This window comes from Marinobacter manganoxydans MnI7-9 (assembly GCF_000235625.1).
Classification (GTDB): domain Bacteria; phylum Pseudomonadota; class Gammaproteobacteria; order Pseudomonadales; family Oleiphilaceae; genus Marinobacter; species Marinobacter manganoxydans.
Window position 1 is genome coordinate 1 of the sequence record NZ_AGTR01000028.1, and the last position, 20,426, is coordinate 20,426.

Sequence of the window (20,426 nt, forward strand, 5' to 3'; positions counted from 1 at the left end):
GGCCCCCGGATACAAGGCGTTGGGCCCGTGGAAAACCGAGACGACAGGCTAATACGGTATATACGCTTCCTCATCACCCACGACTTTCTCGAACCGCCCTGCCCGCCAGTCTTCTCTGGCTGTACCTATACGGGCCTTGCTAGAAGAGACGAAGTTCCACTCGATAAAACGCTTGCCCAGCGGCTCACCGCCAATCACGGCAATCCGGGTATCCTCTGTGGCGGTAATGGCAACACCGGGCTGTCGGGAAAAGATCGTCATGCTGTGGGTAGGCAGCTCAGAGCCATGGGCTCGCAGGGCGCCACTGGCAACGTAGACGGCGCGCTCAGGCGCCTGGGGTAATGCCAGGGTCTGACCGGTTTTAAGGGTGGCTTCAAGGTACAGGGTTTCGCTGAACTTGAGCACCGGCGAAGTGACTCCGTAAGCACTGCCGATCATGACTCGAACCGGCACGCCGTCTATCTCAACCGCGGGGATGTCATCCTCTGGATAGTGGTGAAACGCTGGCGCAGTTTCTTCGTGCTCTTGCGGCAGGGCCAGCCAGAGCTGGAGCCCATGCAAGCGGTGATCCGTTGCGGTGATCTCAGGACGCTCCCGCTCGGAATGGGCGATACCGCTGCCGGCCACCATAAGATTGATATCTCCGGGCCGGATTGGCTGGTAGCTGCCAACGGAATCCCGATGCAGTATCTCGCCCTCAAACAGGTAGGTAACAGTGGCAATACCAATATGGGGATGCGGCAGTACGTTGAGACCCTGGCCAGCCGGAAATTCCGCCGGGCCCATTTCGTCAAAGAATACCGAGGGGCCTACCATTTTCCGCTTCGCGGTTGGCAACTGCCGACGTACGGAGAAGCCGCCCAGATTGGCAACCCGGGGGCTCAAAATGGTTTCGATGGCGCTGCACGGCGCATCGGCCGAATCACAGTTCTGTTCAACAGTATTCATCAGATTGCTCATGCATCGCTCCCGTTTTGCCCCGACTCTGTCACCCGGTTTCCTGAATCTATTATAGAAGCCGGAATCTTTCTCCGGGCACCGATATTCATCCTGGCCATTCCGCAACCGCTATAGTTACCGTAAGCAATTCAAGCAATCGCAACAGTCTGGGGCCTTGAGTGTTTCCATCACTGACTACCGGCATCATAGCTTTTGCCATCGCATCCGTCGTTATTGTGACAGCCGGCAGCCGACTTGCGCGGGTCGCCGATGAACTGGCTGATCGCACAGGTCTGGGCGAGGCGTTGTTCGGCATCTTTCTGCTGGCCGGGGTAACCTCACTGCCCGACTTCGCCGCCACGCTGAGCGCGGCCATGGATTCAAGGCCGGATCTGGCCATGAGCAATGTCATGGGCAGCATGGCTGCGAACCTGGTGTTTCTGGGCATTGCAGACATCATGTACCGGAAGGCCAACCTGGAGCACGCAGCTGCATCTTCCACCAACCTGATGCTGGCCGCGTTGTTGATCGTTCTGCTGGCTTTGCCGCTACTGGCAATTGCGAGTCCACCAGTTTCCCTCTGGGGAATACACCCAATCACACCCGTGATTACCGCAGCGTATTTGTTCGGGCTTCACCTGGTTCGCACAACAGACAGTAAACCCATGTGGTTTCCCCGACTGACCCGCCAGACCGTTCCCGACAAGCCTGGTCATTATCTTCGCGGCGGTCTTGCCCAGGCCTGGGTCACTTTCATTATTCTGGCTGCAATTACAGGCATAGCTGGATGGGTACTGATGGAAGGGGCCAAAGTGATCAGTGACGAAACGGGCCTGTCCGATACCCTGATTGGCGGCCTGTTTACCGCGCTCGCTACCTCCTCACCCGAGCTGGTCACCACCATTGCTGCCATCCGCAGGAACGCGCTGACCCTGGCGGTAAGCAATATATTCGGCACCAACTGTTTTAATATGCTGGTGATCGCTTCAGCCGATGTGGGCTACCCTGGCGGTTCCATCTATCACGACATTACCCCGATACAGATGACCTGGGGGCTTGTCAGCATACTGATGACAGCCACGTTGTTAATGGGAATGGTCCGGCGCCAACGCTATGGAATTGGCAAGATCGGGTTTGAAAGCGCCCTGATGCTCTCGGTCTATGCAGTGGCGCTGATTATCGTGACAATTAGCGGATAATAAGGAGATTACCCATGAAAACGATTGGCCTTCTCGGCGGCATGAGCTGGGAATCCACCCAAACCTACTACCGACTCCTCAACGAGGGGGTCAAAGGCCGACTGGGCGGGCTGCATTCGGCGAAGCTGGTGCTCTTCAGCGTGGATTTCGCCGAGATCGAAGCGCTTCAACACAAAGGTGATTGGCCCGCTACTGCCGACATTCTTTCCGACGCCGCCTTGTCATTGCAGAGGGCCGGCGCGGATTTCCTGGTGATCGGCACCAACACTATGCACAAGGTTGCTCCTGAAATTGAACAGGCGATCGAGATCCCGTTGCTACACATAGCAGATGCCACAGCTCAGGTGCTGAAGAATGATGGAATCAACCGGGTAGGCCTGCTGGGCACGCGATTTACCATGGAACAGGCGTTCTACAGGGACCGACTGGAGGCCGCCGGTATCGACGTTCTCACGCCGGATGAAATCCAGCGGGACGAGGTGCATCGTGTTATCTACGAGGAGCTTTGCCTGGGAGAGATCAAGCCGGACTCGCGCGACATCTACCTCGATATTGTCAGCTCGCTTTCCGAGCGCGGCGCGCAGGCGGTGATCCTGGGCTGCACCGAGATCGGCTTGCTGATCAAGCAGGCGGATACCGGGGTTCCCCTCTACGACACCACGGAGATTCACGCAGCTCAGGCCGTCGAGCTGGCGTTACATCATCCGTAGAAGACCGACCAAGACGAACGCCTGCAAAAACTGGATAATGGCCGCCATTAAAAACCATGGCGCGCCAAATTCTCCGATCCAGGACTCTCTGCAATGGAAATCAACGTCAACTTTCTCGAGAACCTCAGACTTGAAGCCAAGTTTGACGATTTCACGGTCGTAACGGACCAGCCGATTCGCTACAAGGGCGACGGCTCGGCGCCCAGCCCGTTCGATTACTTCCTGGCGTCCTCTGCCCTGTGTGCGGCCTACTTTGTTCGGGTTTACTGTCTCGCGCGGGACATTCCCACCGAGAACATCCGCCTGTCCCAGAACAACGTCGTGGACCCGGAGAATCGCTACAACCAGATCTTCAAGATTTCCGTGGAGCTGCCCGAGGACATTTCGGAGAAAGACCGCCAGGGCATCCTGCGCTCGATCGACCGCTGCACCGTGAAAAAAGTGGTCCAGACCGGCCCGACCTTCGAGATTGAAACCGTCGAGAACCTGGACGCGGACGCCCAGGCACTGCTGATGACCCAGCCGGAAGGCGGCACCCAGACCTTTATCGAAGGCAAGGACCTGCCCCTTGAACAGACCATTGCCAACATGACTGGCATTCTCGAAGAGCTGGGCATGAAGATCGAGATTGCCTCCTGGCGCAACATTGTGCCTCACGTGTGGTCCCTGCACATTCGCGATGCCGCCTCACCCATGTGCTTCACCAATGGCAAGGGTGCCACCAAGGAAAGCGCCCTTTGCTCTGCCCTGGGCGAATTCATCGAGCGGCTCAGCTGCAACTTTTTCTACAACGATCAGTTCTTTGGTGAGGACATCGCCAACAGCGACTTCGTCCACTACCCGAACGAAAAGTGGTTCAAGCCGGGCCCCAACGACGAGCTGCCGGAAGGCATTCTGGATGACCACTGCCTCGCCATCTATAACCCGGACGGCGAGCTTGGCGGCTCCAATCTGATTGATACCAACTCCGGCAGAGCCGACCGGGGCATTGTCTCCCTGCCCTACGTGCGAAAATCGGATGGCGAGGTGGTGTATTTCCCCTCCAACCTGATTGAGAACCTGTTTCTCAGCAACGGCATGAGTGCGGGCAATACCCTGAACGAAGCACAGGTTCAGTGTCTGTCGGAGATTTTCGAACGGGCGGTAAAGAAGCAGATTATCGAAGAGGAGATTGCCCTTCCGGACGTGCCCCGGGAGGTACTGGAAAAATACCCGAACATCCTGGAAGGCATTGAAGCCCTGGAAGCCCAGGGTTTCCCGACTCTGGTAAAGGACGCCTCCCTCGGCGGCCAGTTCCCGGTAATGTGCGTTACCCTGATGAACCCGCGAACGGGCGGCGTGTTCGCCTCTTTCGGCGCTCACCCGAACTTTGAAGTGGCCCTTGAGCGAAGCCTGACGGAACTCCTGCAGGGCCGCAGCTTCGAGGGCCTCAACGATGTGCCGGCGCCCACCTTCAACAGCCTGGCAGTGACCGAGCCAAACAACTTTGTGGAGCACTTTATCGATTCCACAGGCGTGGTGTCCTGGCGGTTTTTCAGCGCCAGGTCCGATTATGATTTCGTTGAATGGGATTTTTCCGGCACCAACGCCGAGGAAGCCGAGTGTCTGTTCGGTATCCTCGAGGAACTGGGCAAGCAAGTGTATGTCGCCGTTTACGAGGAACTGGGCGCGCCGGTCTGCCGAATCCTGGTTCCAGGCTATTCCGAGGTGTATCCGGTGGAAGACCTGATCATGGACAACACCAACATGGCTTTGGACTATCGGGAAGACATCCTCAACCTGCACCGCCTGGACGATGAGCAACTGGCCGATCTGGTGGAACGCCTGGAAGCCAGCCAGCTGGACAACTACATGACGATCATCACCCTGATCGGCGTGGAGTTCGATGAAAACACCATCTGGGGCCAACTCACGATCCTTGAGTTGAAGATCCTGATCTGCCTTGCCCTGCAGTGGCATGAAGAAGCCCTGGAATTCGTCGACATGTTCCTTCAGTTCAACGACAACACCGTTGAGCGCGGTCTGTTCTACCGAGCCATGTATGCGGTTCTCGAAGTCACCCTTGACGACGAAATGGAGCTGGACGACTACATCACCAACTTCACCCGCATGTTCGGCGAGGAAACCATGGAAGCTGTTGTTGGCTCAGTGGATGGCAGCGTTCGTTTCCACGGCCTGGAAGCCACGAACATGCAACTGGATGGGCTGGAGAAGCATCAGCGGTTGATCGAGAGCTACCGGAAGCTGCACGCGGCGCGTGCAGCCAGGGCGGGCCTGCAGCCGTAATCGGACGCCGAGCGAGCCGCGCCGCATTGGCGGCGCGGTCAGTCCTGATCCACACTTGATCATTACAAGTAGCCTATTTGCGTTTAATGCCCGTACACCCTTGTACATTTGTGGCATACGCCAAACAAGGAGCCTTGCAATGAGCAATCCGGTGATCGCTGATAACAAGCCCAAGAAAGTCAGCCTGAAAAAAGGCGAGGAATACGCCTTCTGCGTTTGTGGCCGTTCCAACAACCAGCCGTTCTGCGACGGTTCCCACGGAGATACGGGGTTCAAGCCCAAGGTCTTCAAGGCCGAAAAAGACGAAGAGGCGGTTCTGTGCCAGTGTAAACAGACCGGAAGCGCGCCTTATTGTGACGGCACTCACCAGCAGTTCAGCGATGACCAGGTTGGCAAGGAGGCGCCGGAGTCAGACGATGATGGCGACGAGGAATCCGGTGATGCGCCGAAGGCCAAATCCACCAAAGAAGAACCCACCGTTGAATTTATTCATCAGTTGGCCCGTGAGGGGCTGAGCAGTATGGGCCACCATGGTCCGACAACTGCCATGGGCGTGCCCCGCCACACCCTGCCCCACTGGGACGACCTCCAACTGATGGTGGCGCAGATGGCCAGTAAGCCGCTGGCAGACGACGCCGACGTCTCGACCGAACTGGTAATCGGGCCTGAAGCCCGCAAGCCACTGACACTGAGCATGCCGCTATTCGTTTCCGACATGAGCTTCGGCGCGTTGTCGGAGGAGGCCAAGATTGCCCTCGCTCGTGGCGCCGAGCTAGCCGGCACCGGCATCTGCTCTGGCGAGGGCGGCATGCTGCCCGAGGAGCAACAGGAAAATTCCCGATACTTCTACGAGCTGGCCAGCGCCAAGTTCGGTTACAAGGAAGAATTGCTCAAGAAAGTGCAGGCGTTTCACTTCAAGGGTGGCCAGGGCGCCAAGACCGGCACCGGTGGCCATTTGCCGGGCAACAAGAACACCGGCAAGATCTCAGAGGTGCGCAATATTCCTGAGGGCGAACCGGCCAACTCCCCACCCACTTTCGACGATTTGCGCTCAGTTGAGGATTTCCAGCGCTTCGCCAGCCATGTTCGGGAAGTGACCGGAGGTATTCCCGTCGGCTTCAAGCTGAGCGCCAATCACATCGAGCGGGATGTGCAATTCGCCCTGGATGCCGGCGCCGACTACATCATTCTCGACGGCCGTGGCGGCGGCACCGGCGCTGCACCCGAGATCTTCCGTGATCACATCAGTGTGCCCACCATTCCTGCCCTGGCGCGTGCGCGGCGCTATCTGGATGACCGCGGCGCAAGCGGACGGGTCACATTGATCGTTACCGGTGGCCTGCGGGTCCCTATCGATTTTGTGAAGGCCATGGCGCTGGGCGCTGACGGTATTGCCGTTGCCAACAGTGCCATGCAGTCCATCGGCTGTGTTGCAGCCCGTATCTGTAACACCAACAATTGCCCGGCAGGCATTGCGACCCAGAACAAGGACCTGCGCCAACGGTTGAACGTCGACCAGTCTGCCAAACAGCTGCGGAACTTCCTTGAGGCCTCTGTCTCACTGATGCAGGTGATGGCACGAGCCTGTGGCCACGACAGCCTGAGCAAACTGAACATAGATGACCTGTCCACCTGGCATCGGGAGATGGCCCTGCTCAGCGGCGTTCGCTACGCCGGTGTGCTTGATCCTTCTGCCTGAGGTGCTTCTTCGCTGGCCGCCAGGACTCGAACCCGTTCGAAGTCCTCCTCGGTGAACACACCGTTCACCCCGGAAATGGCGGCCAGCTTCATGCCATGCTTCAGCCCCAGCTTGTAAATCTCCCGCACTTTTTCCCACTCGATATTCCGCCCGAGAGTGAAGTTCTCGAAACGCGCTTCCAGAGCAAGCACGATGGTTTCCGCCAGGCAGGCATAGGCAATGCCTTTCGGAAGCCCGATGTCTTTCATATGCACTTCACCCGGTAGCTGAATCTCGCCAGATTCGATCACCAGCACATCCGGCCGCTTGGCGACATCCTCCGCCGGGATATCCAGTGGGCGGGCGACGTCGGTTATGACGCAGCCCGGCTTCACTTTCATGATATCCAGGATACGTTTGCCGGCCCCGGAGGTGGCGGTCACGATCATGTCCATGTCGGCCAGATCGCGTTCGGCAGAGCCGGCAACATGTACGATGGCACCCGGCGTTTCCTGTTCGATGCTTTCCTTGAGAGCCAGCAGTTTGGCCGGCTCCGGTGCCGCCAGATAAATCTCGTCCACTGCCTTGGCCAGCAATCTGGCGCAGACCGACCCGATAGCACCCGTAGCGCCCACCACCATGGCCTTGCCGGCCGCTTTGCCACTGGGCCCAATACTCACCCGCCCTATTTTCTTCATGGCGTCATGGGCCGCCCACAGGGCACCGGATGCGCTGTAGCTGTTGCCGGTCGTGATCGGCAGCGGCGCCCGCTTGGCCACCGTTATACCGGCATCACCCACGACCTTGGTAAACGCACCCAGGCCCATGATCTGGGCGCCGAGTTTCTTGGCCAGTTTGGCCGCCTGCAGCAACCGGGCGTAGGTAAATTCCGGCCCGTGGGCCATGATCTCCCGAGGGGTGCCACCAACGGTAATGAGCCAGCCCTCCACCTCATCGCCATTGGGTGACCGGATTCCGGATACCTTGGAGTAGATGAACGGTGGCGAATACGCGATGGCCTTTTCCACCAGGTTCATCACCACAGGCGGCGATACGTTGGCAACCCAGTCCAGGGGCGGTGTTTTGGTGAGGTATTGCTGCGACAGGGGATGAATGACAAACGCAAACCGGTTAACCCGGCGATAACCGTTCGGGTAAAGGATTCGCGGCTCAATCTGCAGGCTCTGAATAACATCCAGATAGTCATCGGGGCCCAACTGGTCCGGCGTCCTGGAAAGCGCCGCACTGATCATCGCCTCCATCACATTCACGCCAACGGGGCGGCCCTCCAGCCAGGGACTGTAATCCACTACCATGGCAACCTTGCGCGAACGCATCCAGTCCATGGCCGCGTCCGTTACCCGCGAGGTAATCACGGTTTTTCCATCCAGCTCTTTCGCCGTGAAATTCTCCAGGTCGCCAATCGAGGCCACGATGACATGGGCCTCGGACACCGCGTGATGGAGCGAACCTTTAACCAGGTTCTCACCCAACCGATACAGCGGTGTTCGGAGAATGGTTTCAACCGCTTTCACCGCCGCAGGCCTGAACATGATGGGTGCAGTAAGCGAGGTATAGGTTTCCAGCTGTTTCAGGGAAGTCAGCAGCCTGGGCACTCCGAAATCCGTGTAAGGATCGGCAAAGAAGAGATTCTCGGTATGTTCGGAAAGGGCCCTGGCAATCCGGTAACCGGCCTGCCCATTCAAAAAGAGCACCCGGGCATTGTCGAAGAAATGCCCGAGCTCAGACTGGGTATGACGCACAGCCCATTCCTGCAGGATAGCCCGCAACCCGGCACCGGTGGTTACCGGCTTATCCGGCACACAGGCCTCAAGGCGGGCAGTATCCGGGTGTTCAAGCTGCTCCCGGCCCACCTCGTAATGATCGTGTACCATGCTCAGACCGATGGCATCTGCCTGCGGATGCACGGACTCCAGAACCGCCTCGGCCCGGGAAAGATCGCCGTCTGTACCGATCCGGATAATCCGGAAAGGCTGCCCAAGAAACGACGTCTCGATATCATAATCGTACTCACCAGATCCCTGGCTGACGCTGACAACGGTTTTCATATTCAGGTCTTCCCGTTTTCCTGTTGTTATCATCTACAGCCTAATTCAGGAGATCGGTTTCTGCCTTAGCGCAGATCAAATTCCAGACCGCTATTCAACGTCTACAATAGAGTGGCGGGCCGAACGACCAACAGACTTTCAAGGATCAACCAGGAGCTCACCATGACCATTCAGGAAGAACTCAACTCTACCGTCCGGGAACTGGTTCAGCCCGGCAAGGGAATTCTCGCGGCGGATGAAAGCCACCCGACCATTGCCAAGCGTTTCAAGGCCGTTGGTGTGGAGTCGAGCGAAGATATGCGCCGGGAATACCGAAGCCTTATTTTCTCGGCTTCCGGGCTCGGAGAATTCATCAGCGGGGTCATTCTGTTTGAAGAGACTCTCGGCCAGCAGAGCCTGGATAATGTTCCCATGCCAAAGCTGCTGGCCAGCAAAGGCATTGTGCCGGGCATCAAGGTAGACAAGGGCAAAGGCCCTCTTGTGAATGCCCCGGGTGATGAAATCACCTTTGGCCTGGATGGTCTGGAGGACCGCCTGGAAATCTACAAAAACCAGGGGGCCCGGTTCGCCAAGTGGCGGGATGTGTTCCATATATCGGACACTCTGCCCTCACGGCAGGCGATCGAGGCGAATGCCGAGGTTCTCGCCCGCTATGCGGCGATCTGCCAGTCCCTGGGTATCGTGCCGATCGTTGAGCCGGAAGTACTGATCGATGGCAACCATTCCATCGAGCGCTGCGCGGAAGTCAGCGAGGCGGTGATTCGGGAGGTGTTCCACGCCCTTTACCGACACAAGGTGGCACTGGAATACATGATCCTCAAACCCAGCATGGTGACGCCGGGCAAGGAAAGCCCGAAGGCATCCCCGGAAGCCGTGGCGACAGCGACTCTCGATGTTTTTCGCAGGGCGGTACCGGCTGCGGTACCCGGCATTTTCTTCCTCTCGGGCGGCCAGACACCGGAAGAAGCCACTCTCAATCTGAACGCCATGAACAGCATGGGCGCGCAGCCCTGGGAGTTGAGCTTCTCTTACGGACGGGCTTTGCAGGAACCGGCACAGAAGGCCTGGGCCGGCAATCTGGACAATGGTCCGGAGGCTCAGGCAGCAATGCTGAAGCGGGCCCGCCTGAACGGTGCCGCTCGCGCGGGCCATTACCGACCGGAGATGGAAGACTGACCGGCAACAGCCCTGCGTGCCCGTGTTCCCCTAGTTGCAGCCGGAGACGCAGCTCGCCATGCCATTGAACGCCATGGTGCGGCCACTGAGGGGCACATGAACCGGCACTGTCACTGAATCCCGGAACAGAGCCGTGCGCGTTCCTTCCTGCACCATGCCACCGGAGGTCGCAGGTTCGTTGGCGTGGGAGGCGATAACCGCCTTCGGTTGCACGAGGTCATTGATTACGTAGGCGGCCTGTTTCGGTCCGGTGGTGAACGTATCACCGATGTTCATCACCACAAGTCCCGCACCGTAGTGATCCTTCACGACCAGCTTTTGCTCGGCAGTAATGCCAGTGTCACCGGACAGGTAGACCACCAGGCCGTTGGAGAACCTGAGCACGTAGCCCGTGGGTGGTCCGACACTGGCGCCAACACCCGCGGCAGCCAGATACTCTGCCAGTGGCCCGGTGAGGAACGAGGGCGATACGCCATTGCTGTGCACAGCCGGCACGGTCGTAATTGCCACTCCGCCAACTTCACGCTCGCCACCGAACCGAACCAACAGCGAGTTTGCAGGATCACCGCCGGCATCTTTCAGCTTGGCAGCAAAGAAGGCGGGCATTTCGCTACCCGTAACAATTTTTGAACCGTGTTTTACCGCAATATCAACAGTGTTGGATTGTGGCAATGTTGAAACGCCGGTGTCTGGAGATCCGCACGTGCCCTGATTGGTCTTGCTGATGCGCTGATCACCCACATGGTCCCCATGCATGTGGGAAACCAGAACAACATCAATTTTGCCCAGTCGGGGATCATCCGGACCGGCGACCGTTCTGCCGGCGTCATAGAGAATTCGGGTGCCATTGGGATCTTCAAAGACCAGCGCCCGGTCCCGGCCACAGAACTCACCATCGTGGCTTCCCAGGGGTGTGACTTTCACCACGTGGTCGTCGGCGGCAGCCGGCATAGCGGCGCCCACTAGCATACCGACTGACACTCCGGCAAAGGCCATCGTGTTGCGCAAACCTGCTCTGAACATGTTGTTCGTCCTCCCACTCGTTTTTTATTGGTACCGGTATTGATACGAACGACAATCCCGTTGATACCAGTTTAGGCGGCGGGAAGGTCAACGCGTGGGGATTGAGTGAGTGCGCTTGAATGAGGATCAGGCAGCGCGGGAGTCCGTCAGGATAACCCGCTGTTCCAGGCATGCCATCATGGGCGCCACCTGACGGATTTTCCGGGCCTCGGGCCAGAGCGCCTCTGCCTCGGCGAAACCCTGGCGGAGAAAGTTAAGCCATTGTTTGATACGACCGGTCACATAGCGGTCCTCAAGCCAGCCCTGAAGAACCGTAGCGTACTCACGAACCAGGGCGACAGCTTCCGGCCAGGTCATATCCGGCACCGTTTTGCCCTGCTGGCTGGCCTTGATCTGCCGGGCGAGGTCTGGCCGGGCGATCAGGCCACGGCCAATCATCACGTCATCGCAGCCGGACACCTCACGGCAACGCCAGTAGTCCGCGACACTCCAGATTTCGCCATTGGCAATTATGTGGGTTTTGACAGCTTCCCGGGCCCGGGCGATTTCCTCCCAATAGGCCGGCGGCTTATACCCGTCTACTTTGCTGCGGGCATGAATGACAATCTCTGCCGCGCCTGCCGCTTCCAATGCCTGGGCACAAGCCACACCCATGGATCGGTCGTCATACCCCAGCCGCATTTTGGCTGTGACCGGCACATGCGCTGGCACAGCCTGACGCACAGCAGCCACGATCTCATGCATAAGCTCCGGCTCGCGCATCAACACACAGCCACCCTTGTGCTTGTTGACCGTTTTGGCCGGGCAACCAAAGTTGATATCCACCTGGGTGGCGCCGAGTTCAGCCGCACGCACGCCGTGGCGCGCCATCTGGTGAGGGTCTGAACCCAGCAGCTGAACGGCAACGGGGGTGCCCACTTGAGTGAGCGACCGGTTGTACAATTCGGGGGCGTATTTGTAGAACACTCTCGGTGGCAGCATGCCATGGGTGACACGAACGAATTCCGTTACGCAACGGTCGATGCCGCCTACCCCGGTAAGGGTTTCACGGATGGGTGCGTCAACCAGCCCTTCCATTGGGGCGAGAATGATGCGCATGAGTGCTCCAGCAATTACAGGGTCTGTTCGGGGTGAGACTGATCAAAAATCACACGGAGCGGATTGTAAGGAATTTGGCGGGAAGTTGATAGACGGACACCCCGAAACCGGGGTGTCCAATCGCTTGCTTACAGGTCTTATTCGACGTCGAACCGGTCGGCGTTCATGACCTTGCTCCAGGCTGCAACGAAGTCTTTCACGAACTTCTCTTCGTTGTCGTCCTGGGCATACACTTCTGCGTAGGCACGCAGGATCGAGTTGGAACCGAACACGAGATCAACACGGGTCGCAGTGAACTTGGTATTGCCACTGTTGCGATCCACGATGTTGTACGAGTTCTTGCCAGTCGGCTCCCAACGATTCGACATATCAGTCAGATTGACGAAGAAATCATTGGTCAACTGGCCAACGCGATCGGTGAATACGCCGTGCTTGGTGCCGCCGTAGTTGGTACCGAGCACCCGCATGCCACCCAGCAGGACGGTCATTTCAGGCGCTGTCAGTCCCATCAGTTGGGCACGATCCAGAAGCATTTCTTCCGGCTTGACCACGTAGTCCTTCTTCTGCCAGTTGCGGAAGCCATCCGCCAGCGGCTCCATCGGATCGAAGGATTCGGCATCCGTCATCTCGTCGGTAGCGTCACCACGTCCCTTCAAGAAGGGTACGTGAACCTCGTGGCCGGCTGCTTTGGCTGCCATCTCGATGCCAAGGTTACCGCCAAGCACGATAACGTCAGCAACGCTGGCGCCAGTGTCAGCCGAAATCTGCTCGTAAACCTTCAGCACCTTATCCAGACGATCGGGCTCGTTACCCTCCCAGTCCTTCTGGGGCGCCAGGCGAATCCGCGCACCGTTTGCACCACCACGCATGTCTGAGCCGCGGAAAGTACGGGCACTGTCCCACGCGGTGCAGATCAGCTCGTTAAGGCTCAATCCGGCCCCGGCAATCTTCTGCTTGACCACTTCCTCAATGTAATTGGTCTCGCCCTGGGGAACAGGATCCTGCCAGATCAGATCTTCATCAGGCACACCCGGTCCGATATAGCGGGACTTGGGCCCCATGTCGCGGTGGGTCAGCTTGAACCAGGCACGGGCGAAGCAGTCTTTGAAGTACTCGGGATCTGCCATGAACTTCTCGCAGATTGCGCGGTACTTCGGATCGACTTTCATTGCCATGTCGGCATCGGTCATCATCGGCTTGCGACGGACGGACGGATCAGTCGGATCAACCGGCATGTGCTCTTCTTTGATGTCGATCGGCTCCCACTGGTTTGCACCAGCCGGGCTCTTGGTCAGCTGCCACTCGTAGCCAAACAGCAGATCAAAGTAGCCCATGTCGAACTTGGTCGGATTCGAGGTCCAGGCACCTTCGATGCCAGAGGTAACCGCGTTGGTCGCCTTGCCGTCGAGGTTCGGGTTCATCCAGCCAAAGCCCTGGGTTTCAACGTCAGCCCCTTCCGGCTCCGGGCCGAGGGCATCGGCGTCGCCATTACCGTGAGCCTTGCCCACCGTATGGCCGCCAGCGGTCAGCGCTGCGGTTTCTTCATCGTTCATCGCCATGCGGGCAAAGGTCGTTCTCACCTGCTCCGCGGTCTTCTGCGGATCCGGCACACCGTTCACGCCCTCAGGATTCACATAAATCAGGCCCATTTGCACTGCAGCGAGCGGGTTCTCCATGGTGTCGGGCTTGTCGACGTCTTCATAACGGCTGTCAGACGGCGCCAGCCACTCTTTTTCCGCGCCCCAGTAGATGTCTTTTTCCGGATGCCAGATGTCCTCGCGGCCATAAGAGAAACCGAAGGTCTTCAGGCCAAACGACTCATAGGCAACATTACCGGCCAGGATAAACAGGTCGGCCCAGCTCACCTTGTTGCCGTATTTTTTCTTAAGCGGCCACAGAAGGCGGCGTGCCTTGTCGAGGTTGCCGTTGTCGGGCCAGGAGTTCAGCGGAGCGAACCGCTGGTTACCGGTGCCGGCACCACCACGACCGTCGGCCAGGCGATAGGTTCCAGCGGCGTGCCACGCCAGTCGAATCATCAGGCCGCCGTAATGCCCCCAATCGGCAGGCCACCATTCCTGACTGTTGGTCATCAGCTCGTGCATGTCTTTTTCGAGGGCTTCGTGATCAAGCTTTTTCACTTCTTCCCGGTAGTCGAAGTCTTCACCGAGAGGATTGGTTTTGCGGTCGTGCTGATGAAGGATGTCGAGATTGAGGTTCTCAGGCCACCAGCCAGCTACGTCGGCTTTTTCCTGAGTGTTTGAACCGTGCATTACGGGACACTTTCCGCCCGCACTGTTGTTGTCTGTCATTTTTCTCTCCTCATTGGGGTTGGCAAAACGACACTGCTTTGATTCAGGCACTTCTAACTATAGGACACACCCAATAATCTGCTCTGAGTATTTCTTATGTCCCGGATAGCGTGCGCCTATAGGATTTCCCGCAATATTTGCGGGTTCTCTGCCTTACTGGGCACAAGCGTAATCACTTGAATATCTCGCCAGAATGTCTAAAAAGTCCGGCCATGCGATTGAACGACTGAGTGACATTACATTGGACATGGATCTGCTCCTGCCTAACGAGAACAACTCCACCGTAGCGCGGGACCGATGGCGCAATACAATTAATTAAAAATAAATTTGTGAGAGTTTTTATTTATGAATGGAGCTCTGATGTCAGAGCCGTTCAATGGATGAAAACTTGCCGGCGTCGTCAAAGACGATGCGGAAACTGCCGCGAATGCCATCGCGAAGATAAAAACGGGAGAGGATACGGGCCGGGAATCGGACAGAGCGTCCGTCCCGGGCCGTGGTGTGAACATCCGTGGCAACGCCCTGATAGAGCTTGATCCACTCATCAGGGCTGATGCTGATATCCACAATAATCTGCTGCATCGGCGATCAGTTCGCCAGTTCAAGCAGCAGGCGGTTCAGACGGGTGACATAGGCACCGGGGTCCGGGAGTTGCTCTCCGCTGGCCAGGGTGGCCTGGTCCAGGATAACCGCTGAGAGCTCATTGAACCGCTCTTCGCCCTTCTCGCTTTCGAGTCGCTGGACCAGCGGATGATCAACATTGATCTCGAAGATCGGTTTGCTGTCCGGTACTTTCTGGCCGGCAGCTTCCATGATCTTCTTCATCTGGGCGCCCATATCGAAATCGCCCACCACCAGACAGGCCGGTGAATCGGTCAGGCGGTTGGTTACACGCACCTCCTGCACCCGGTCGCTCAGGGCATTCTTGATGCGCTCCAGCAGGTCCTTGTGCTCTTCAGCCGCCTCTTCCTTGTGTTTCTTGTCTTCCTCGGTCTCGACCTCGCCCAGGTCCAGGTCGCCACGGGCAACATCCTGCAACTGCTTGCCGTCGTATTCGCTGAGGTAACCCATCATCCACTCGTCGATGCGATCTGTAAGGATCAGCACCTCAATGCCCTTTTTGCGGAAGACTTCCAGATGCGGGCTGCTCTTGGCCGCAGTGAAGTTGTCGGCAGTGATGTAATAAAGCTTCTTCTGCCCTTCCTTCATCCGGCTGATGTAGTCATCCAGCGACACGTTCTGTGTGCTTTCACCGGTGTGGGTAGAGGCGAAGCGCAGCAGGCCGGCAATTTTCTCGCGGTTGCTGAAATCTTCCGCCGGGCCTTCTTTCAATACCGTGCCAAACTCGCCCCAGAACTTCTGATACTGCTCGGGATCCTTCTTGGCCAGCTTGGACAGCATATCCAGGACCCGCTTGGTGAGCGCGGTGCGGATGCTTTCCACGGTGCTGTCGTTCTGCAGGATCTCACGTGACACATTGAGGGACAGATCGTTGGAATCAATCACACCCTTGGCAAAACGCAGGTACAGCGGCAGGAACTGTTCGGCGTCGTCCATGATGAACACGCGCTGCACGTAAAGTTTCAGGCCACGGGGCGCTTCACGGTTGTACAGATCAAACGGTGCACGGGCCGGGATATACAGCAGGCTGGTGTAATCCAGCTTGCCTTCCACCTTGTTGTGGGACCAGGTGAGCGGGTCTTCAAAATCGTGGGCGATGTGCTTGTAGAACTCCTTGTACTCCTCGTCCTTGATCTCGGTACGGGGGAGTGTCCATAGCGCTGTCGCATCGTTAACGGTTTCGTACTCGTCCTTCTTCTCACCTTCGTCGGATTCAGCCTTCATGACAACCGGGAAGGAAATATGATCCGAGTACTTCTTCACCAGACTGCGCAGCTTCCAGCCGTTGGCGAATTCCTTGGCGTCTGGCTTCAGATGCAGGACGATCTGGGTGCCGCGGTTATCCAGATTGACCTGCTCGATGGAAAACTCACCGTCGCCCTTGGATTCCCAATGCACACCCTCTTCTGCAGGCGCACCCGCACGACGAGTGAATACATCCACCTTGTCGGCCACAATAAACGCCGAATAGAACCCAACACCGAACTGACCGATCAGCTTGCTGTCCTTCTTCTCATCGCCGGACAACTGCTGGAGGAATTCAGCCGTACCGGAACGGGCAATGGTGCCAAGATTCTGGATAACATCGTCACGGGTCATACCGATACCGTTGTCGGTGAGCGTGACGGTATTCGCCTCTTCGTCAAAATCCAGGCGAATCTTCAGCTCAGGATCGCTTTCATACAGGCTGTCGTCCTTCAGCGCTGCGAAACGCAGTTTGTCTTCGGCATCTGAAGCGTTGGAAATCAGCTCACGAAGGAAGATTTCCTTGTTGGAATACAACGAGTGAATCATCAGGTGAAGCAGTTGCTTCACTTCGGTCTGGAATCCAAGCGTCTCTTTATTGGCTTCAACCGTCATGGCGTTTATGTCTCCTGATACAAATAAACGGGCGAATAGGGGCGCCCGAGTTACCTCATAATTCGTGGAGCGGCACGGGCAGGAAAGGCTTTCCAAAACACGCTGTGAATACATCCATGTACGCTCGGCTCCGCCATCCATGGCTCCGCACGGTTTTGGAAAGCCTTTCCTACCCGCGCCACCAGGCTATTGAGCTCTCGCTGTCCAAAAAAATGGGGGCACACCGGGGCATTTCAAGCCCCGGAGTATAGGCAAGATCAGTCTTCGAGGAGGAAGTGCGCCCTGGCAGTCGCAATGGGTTGCGAGCGGGATTTCTGCCAGGCGCTGACCATCACGTTGGCAACGCGGTTGCCCTGGCGGGTCAGACGGCATTCGGCGTAGGTTTCCCGGTTGAGGCCGGCGCGGAGATAATCCAGGGAAAAATCGACGATACGGGGCATGCGCAGACTTTCCTGGGACATGATCAGGTAGATGTTGGCGGACATCTCCATGAAGCCACCGATCACGCCCCCGTGGATGGCCGGCAGGATGGGATTACCCAGGTTGGAGTCTTTGCAGGGCAGACGGAAAATCAGGTCGTCTCCAAACTGCTCACACTGAAGACCAATCCAGGTGGCATAGGGAATGCTGCTGAGCATGCGGCTGAAGTCACCGGTCTCCTGGGTGTAACGCAGGATTTCAGGATCGGTCATTCTTCACCCCCGGTAATCAGGTCCCGGTAATGTTTCGGGCTGGCATCCTTCCCGATACGCATGAAGGTGGCCACGCAGTTGGCGATGGTTTCACCGCCTTCCTGGAACGCCTCACAGCGGGTAAAAATAATGTTCCGGGTTACCCGGTAGGTTTCAGCCCGGGCATAAACCGGCTTGCGGGGCTGGGCCGGGCGCATGTAGTCCACGCGCAGGTCCAGCGTCGGGCAGAGTTCAAAATCTTCCAGGGCACAAAGGATCACGCACCCTGACGTGGTATCCATCAGGGTGGTGATGGCCCCACCGTGAATCACTCCGGTGTCCGGGTTACCGATAATGCGATCACTGTAAGGCAGGCACAGTGTCAGGCTGCCTTTTGTGGCCTCGGTAACCGACAGACCAAGCTCGTTGGCCTGGTTGAGGGTGGCTATAAAACGGCTAACCCGTTTCCGTCGGATATCATCGTTCATTCAGATTCAACCTGTGGATCAGCTTTTAGGTTTTGGGCTGTTTTCCGCCTTGCCGGGCAGCGGCTCCTCGAAGACCTTCCCTGCCCTCAATGCTTCCAGTGCCGTCGAACAGAACTCGCGTCGATAGAGAACGACAACAACCAGCGTGGACGCCGCCATGAAGACAATCGGGTGAATAAACCAGCCTACCACGGCAAGTGCGTAATAGTAGGACCGCAGCCCAAGGTTAAAGGCATCGCCGGCAAGATTGCAGATGTTGCCGGCACTTCGTGCAAACGCCTCCCTGCCAGCGGGGCTGGTTTTGGTGTCGTCTGGCGGAGGGGCACTGCCCACCATCACCGACACAAAGTTGTACATCCGCATGGACCAGGTGAATTTGAAAAAGGCGTAGATAAAGACCACCAACAGCACCACCATGCGAAGTTCCCAGATTTCCCGGGTCGGCAATGTGCCGAAGGGCATGGTACTGAATACTTCCATGACTTCCTGGGTGTAGCCGAGGGCGGTGATAATACCCGCGAGAATCAGCAGGCAGCTGGAGGCGAAAAACGCACCGTTGCGCTCCAGGTTTCCGACCACAGACGCATCGGCAATCCGGTTTTCCCGCCGCAACATGACGCGCATCCAGTCCTCCCGGTAAAGGTCGAGGGTGTTGGACAGGCAGGGACGGTCCGCGGCACGGCGTTTCGAGTATTCGGTATAACCCAGCCAGCAGACGAGGAACCAGAGCAAAGCGATCAGTTCGAGTAAATTACTCATGGGTTGCCTTGGGTGCGAAGTTGGTGAAACAGAGCGGGAACAGAGGCTTATGATACGCCAAGGGCCTGCTCGTCACCACCGCCGGGCAGGTTGCGGTAATCCACTGATGGCCGATCATGTGCTATAAACTGCCCATTCAGGAAGCGGGCAACTGTTTTGAACGAACCCGACATCGCATCATCCAAAAGGGAGCTTACTGTGAACCTGTCTGCCATCAAAAACAGCCTGGTAGCCATTGCGCTGGCACTGACACTCAGCGGCTGCTCGGTCAATCCGGTTACCGGGGAAAATCAGCTTTCGCTGATCGGTGAAAGCCAGGAGCTCGCCATGGGCGCCGAGCAGTACGTGCCCACCCAGCAAACCCAGGGCGGTCGGTTTTATGTGGACCCGGAGCTGACGCTCTATGTGAGCGAGGTTGGCCAGAAAATGGCCAGGGTCAGTGACAGACCGGACCTGCCCTACGAATTCGTGGTTCTGAACAGCAGTGTGCCCAATGCCTGGGCCCTTCCCGGAGGCAAGATCGCCATTAACCGTGGCCTGCTGACAGAGCTTGACGACGAGGCTCAACTTGCCTCGGTTCTGGGGCACGAGATTGTTCATGCGGCAGCCCGGCACAGTGTTCAGCGCATGCAGCAGGGAATGTTGATCAGCGCCGGCGTTGCCGGACTTGGTTTTGCCCTGTCGGACAACGAATGGGCCGGTCTGATCATGGGTGGTGCTGCCCTTGGGGCGCAACTTGCGCTGGCGCAATACAGCCAGGGCGATGAACTCGAATCCGACCACTACGGGATTCTCTACATGAAAGAAGCCGGCTATGACCCACAGGCGGCGGTGGAGCTCCAGGAGCTGTTCCTGAAACTATCCGAAGGGCGTCAGTCCAGTTTCATTGATGGCCTGTTCGCGACCCATCCTCCCTCAGCGAAACGCGTGCAGGAGAACCGCGAACTGGTGCAGAAGGTTGGCGCGGGCGGCTACCGCGGTGAGGACGTCTATGAACGCAAGATGGCCAAACTCCGCTCGCTGCAACCGGCTTACGATGCCCATGACAAAGCCATGGAGCTGGCCTCCAAAGGCGAGATGAAGCCTGCGCTGGACAAGATCAACGAAGCCATCCGTCTGCTGCCACGGGAAGCCATGTTCTATGCCCTTCGCGGCCGCATTTATCAGGACCAGAAGGAAACAGAGAAGGCTGCGGCCGACTTTGAAAAGGCGGTGGAGCTCTACCCCGAGATGTTCAAGTATCGCCTTTACAATGGCCTGAATGCTCTGAGGCTCAACAATCTGGACAAGGCCAGGGAGAATCTGACCAAAGCCAATGAAACCGTCCCCACTTCCATTGCCTTCCTGCGACTGGGCGATGTTGCGGTAAAACAGAATAACCGGAATGAAGCCATTGCCTATTACAGCAAGGCCGCCGAAGCCGGTGGGGACGTAGCTGAAGAGGCCAAACGTAAACTGGCGGCACTCACGCAATAATTGCCGCCGGAATCGTTGACTTTAGAAGGCCGGTGTCCCGAGGGATTCCGGCCTTTTTATTGCC

Annotated in this window: 16 protein-coding genes; 6 read left to right on the forward strand and 10 right to left on the reverse strand. The window is 57.6% G+C overall.

What is annotated here, in order from left to right:
- Window positions 1-48: 48 nt before the first annotated feature.
- Window positions 49-960 carry a pirin family protein gene (locus tag KYE_RS07465; protein ID WP_008171984.1) on the reverse strand — a complete coding sequence of 304 codons (912 nt, stop codon included), beginning with the start codon at window positions 958-960 and terminating at the stop codon, window positions 49-51.
- Between the two features lie 158 nt (window positions 961-1,118).
- On the opposite strand from KYE_RS07465, the gene KYE_RS07470 reads away from it, so the two are divergent.
- The 4 genes from KYE_RS07470 to KYE_RS07485 all read left to right on the forward strand — a co-directional run bounded on the left by KYE_RS07470 (window position 1,119) and on the right by KYE_RS07485 (window position 6,833).
- Complete coding sequence (locus KYE_RS07470; RefSeq protein ID WP_008171986.1) at window positions 1,119-2,138, forward strand: sodium:calcium antiporter; 1,020 nt, start codon at window positions 1,119-1,121, stop codon at window positions 2,136-2,138.
- Between the two features lie 14 nt (window positions 2,139-2,152).
- Window positions 2,153-2,848 (forward strand): aspartate/glutamate racemase family protein, encoded by a 696-nt coding sequence (locus KYE_RS07475; protein ID WP_008171988.1) that lies wholly within the window; start codon window positions 2,153-2,155, stop codon window positions 2,846-2,848.
- A gap of 93 nt (window positions 2,849-2,941) precedes the next feature.
- Complete coding sequence (locus tag KYE_RS07480) at window positions 2,942-5,134, forward strand: OsmC domain/YcaO domain-containing protein (protein ID WP_008171990.1); 2,193 nt, start codon at window positions 2,942-2,944, stop codon at window positions 5,132-5,134.
- A 139-nt stretch (window positions 5,135-5,273) separates the two neighbouring features.
- Window positions 5,274-6,833 (forward strand): glutamate synthase-related protein, encoded by a 1,560-nt coding sequence (locus KYE_RS07485; protein ID WP_008171991.1) that lies wholly within the window; start codon window positions 5,274-5,276, stop codon window positions 6,831-6,833.
- On the opposite strand, the gene KYE_RS07490 is transcribed toward KYE_RS07485, so the two are convergent.
- Window positions 6,803-8,881, reverse strand: a complete 2,079-nt coding sequence (locus KYE_RS07490) for a hypothetical protein (RefSeq protein ID WP_008171993.1) — start codon at window positions 8,879-8,881, stop codon at window positions 6,803-6,805. The genes KYE_RS07485 and KYE_RS07490 overlap by 31 nt on opposite strands.
- Before the next feature lie 162 nt (window positions 8,882-9,043).
- On the opposite strand from KYE_RS07490, the gene KYE_RS07495 reads away from it, so the two are divergent.
- Complete coding sequence (locus KYE_RS07495; protein ID WP_008171996.1) at window positions 9,044-10,057, forward strand: class I fructose-bisphosphate aldolase; 1,014 nt, start codon at window positions 9,044-9,046, stop codon at window positions 10,055-10,057.
- 30 nt (window positions 10,058-10,087) lie between these two features.
- On the opposite strand, the gene KYE_RS07500 is transcribed toward KYE_RS07495, so the two are convergent.
- The 8 genes from KYE_RS07500 to KYE_RS07535 form a co-directional block, all read right to left on the reverse strand.
- Window positions 10,088-11,080, reverse strand: a complete 993-nt coding sequence (locus KYE_RS07500) for an MBL fold metallo-hydrolase (protein ID WP_008171998.1) — start codon at window positions 11,078-11,080, stop codon at window positions 10,088-10,090.
- 126 nt (window positions 11,081-11,206) lie between these two features.
- Window positions 11,207-12,178 carry a tRNA dihydrouridine synthase gene (locus KYE_RS07505; RefSeq protein WP_008171999.1) on the reverse strand — a complete coding sequence of 324 codons (972 nt, stop codon included), beginning with the start codon at window positions 12,176-12,178 and terminating at the stop codon, window positions 11,207-11,209.
- A gap of 137 nt (window positions 12,179-12,315) precedes the next feature.
- Window positions 12,316-14,487 carry a catalase/peroxidase HPI gene (katG, locus tag KYE_RS07510; RefSeq protein ID WP_008172001.1) on the reverse strand — a complete coding sequence of 724 codons (2,172 nt, stop codon included), beginning with the start codon at window positions 14,485-14,487 and terminating at the stop codon, window positions 12,316-12,318.
- A gap of 363 nt (window positions 14,488-14,850) precedes the next feature.
- Window positions 14,851-15,069, reverse strand: a complete 219-nt coding sequence (locus tag KYE_RS07515; protein WP_008172004.1) for a DUF2835 domain-containing protein — start codon at window positions 15,067-15,069, stop codon at window positions 14,851-14,853.
- Window positions 15,070-15,075: 6 nt separating this feature from the next.
- Complete coding sequence (gene htpG, locus KYE_RS07520) at window positions 15,076-16,968, reverse strand: molecular chaperone HtpG (RefSeq protein WP_008172006.1); 1,893 nt, start codon at window positions 16,966-16,968, stop codon at window positions 15,076-15,078.
- Window positions 16,969-17,225: 257 nt separating this feature from the next.
- Window positions 17,226-17,660, reverse strand: coding sequence for a PaaI family thioesterase (locus KYE_RS07525; protein WP_008172009.1), 435 nt, complete (start codon window positions 17,658-17,660; stop codon window positions 17,226-17,228).
- On the reverse strand, window positions 17,657-18,127 hold the full coding sequence (locus KYE_RS07530; RefSeq protein ID WP_008172010.1) for a PaaI family thioesterase: 471 nt from the start codon (window positions 18,125-18,127) through the stop codon (window positions 17,657-17,659). The genes KYE_RS07525 and KYE_RS07530 overlap by 4 nt, the downstream gene beginning before the upstream one ends.
- 18 nt (window positions 18,128-18,145) lie before the next feature.
- Window positions 18,146-18,886 (reverse strand): DUF599 domain-containing protein, encoded by a 741-nt coding sequence (locus tag KYE_RS07535; RefSeq protein WP_008172012.1) that lies wholly within the window; start codon window positions 18,884-18,886, stop codon window positions 18,146-18,148.
- Window positions 18,887-19,084: 198 nt separating this feature from the next.
- On the opposite strand from KYE_RS07535, the gene KYE_RS07540 reads away from it, so the two are divergent.
- Window positions 19,085-20,362: a M48 family metalloprotease gene (locus KYE_RS07540; protein WP_008172015.1), complete on the forward strand. Its 1,278-nt coding sequence runs from the start codon at window positions 19,085-19,087 to the stop codon at window positions 20,360-20,362.
- Window positions 20,363-20,426 lie beyond the last annotated feature (64 nt).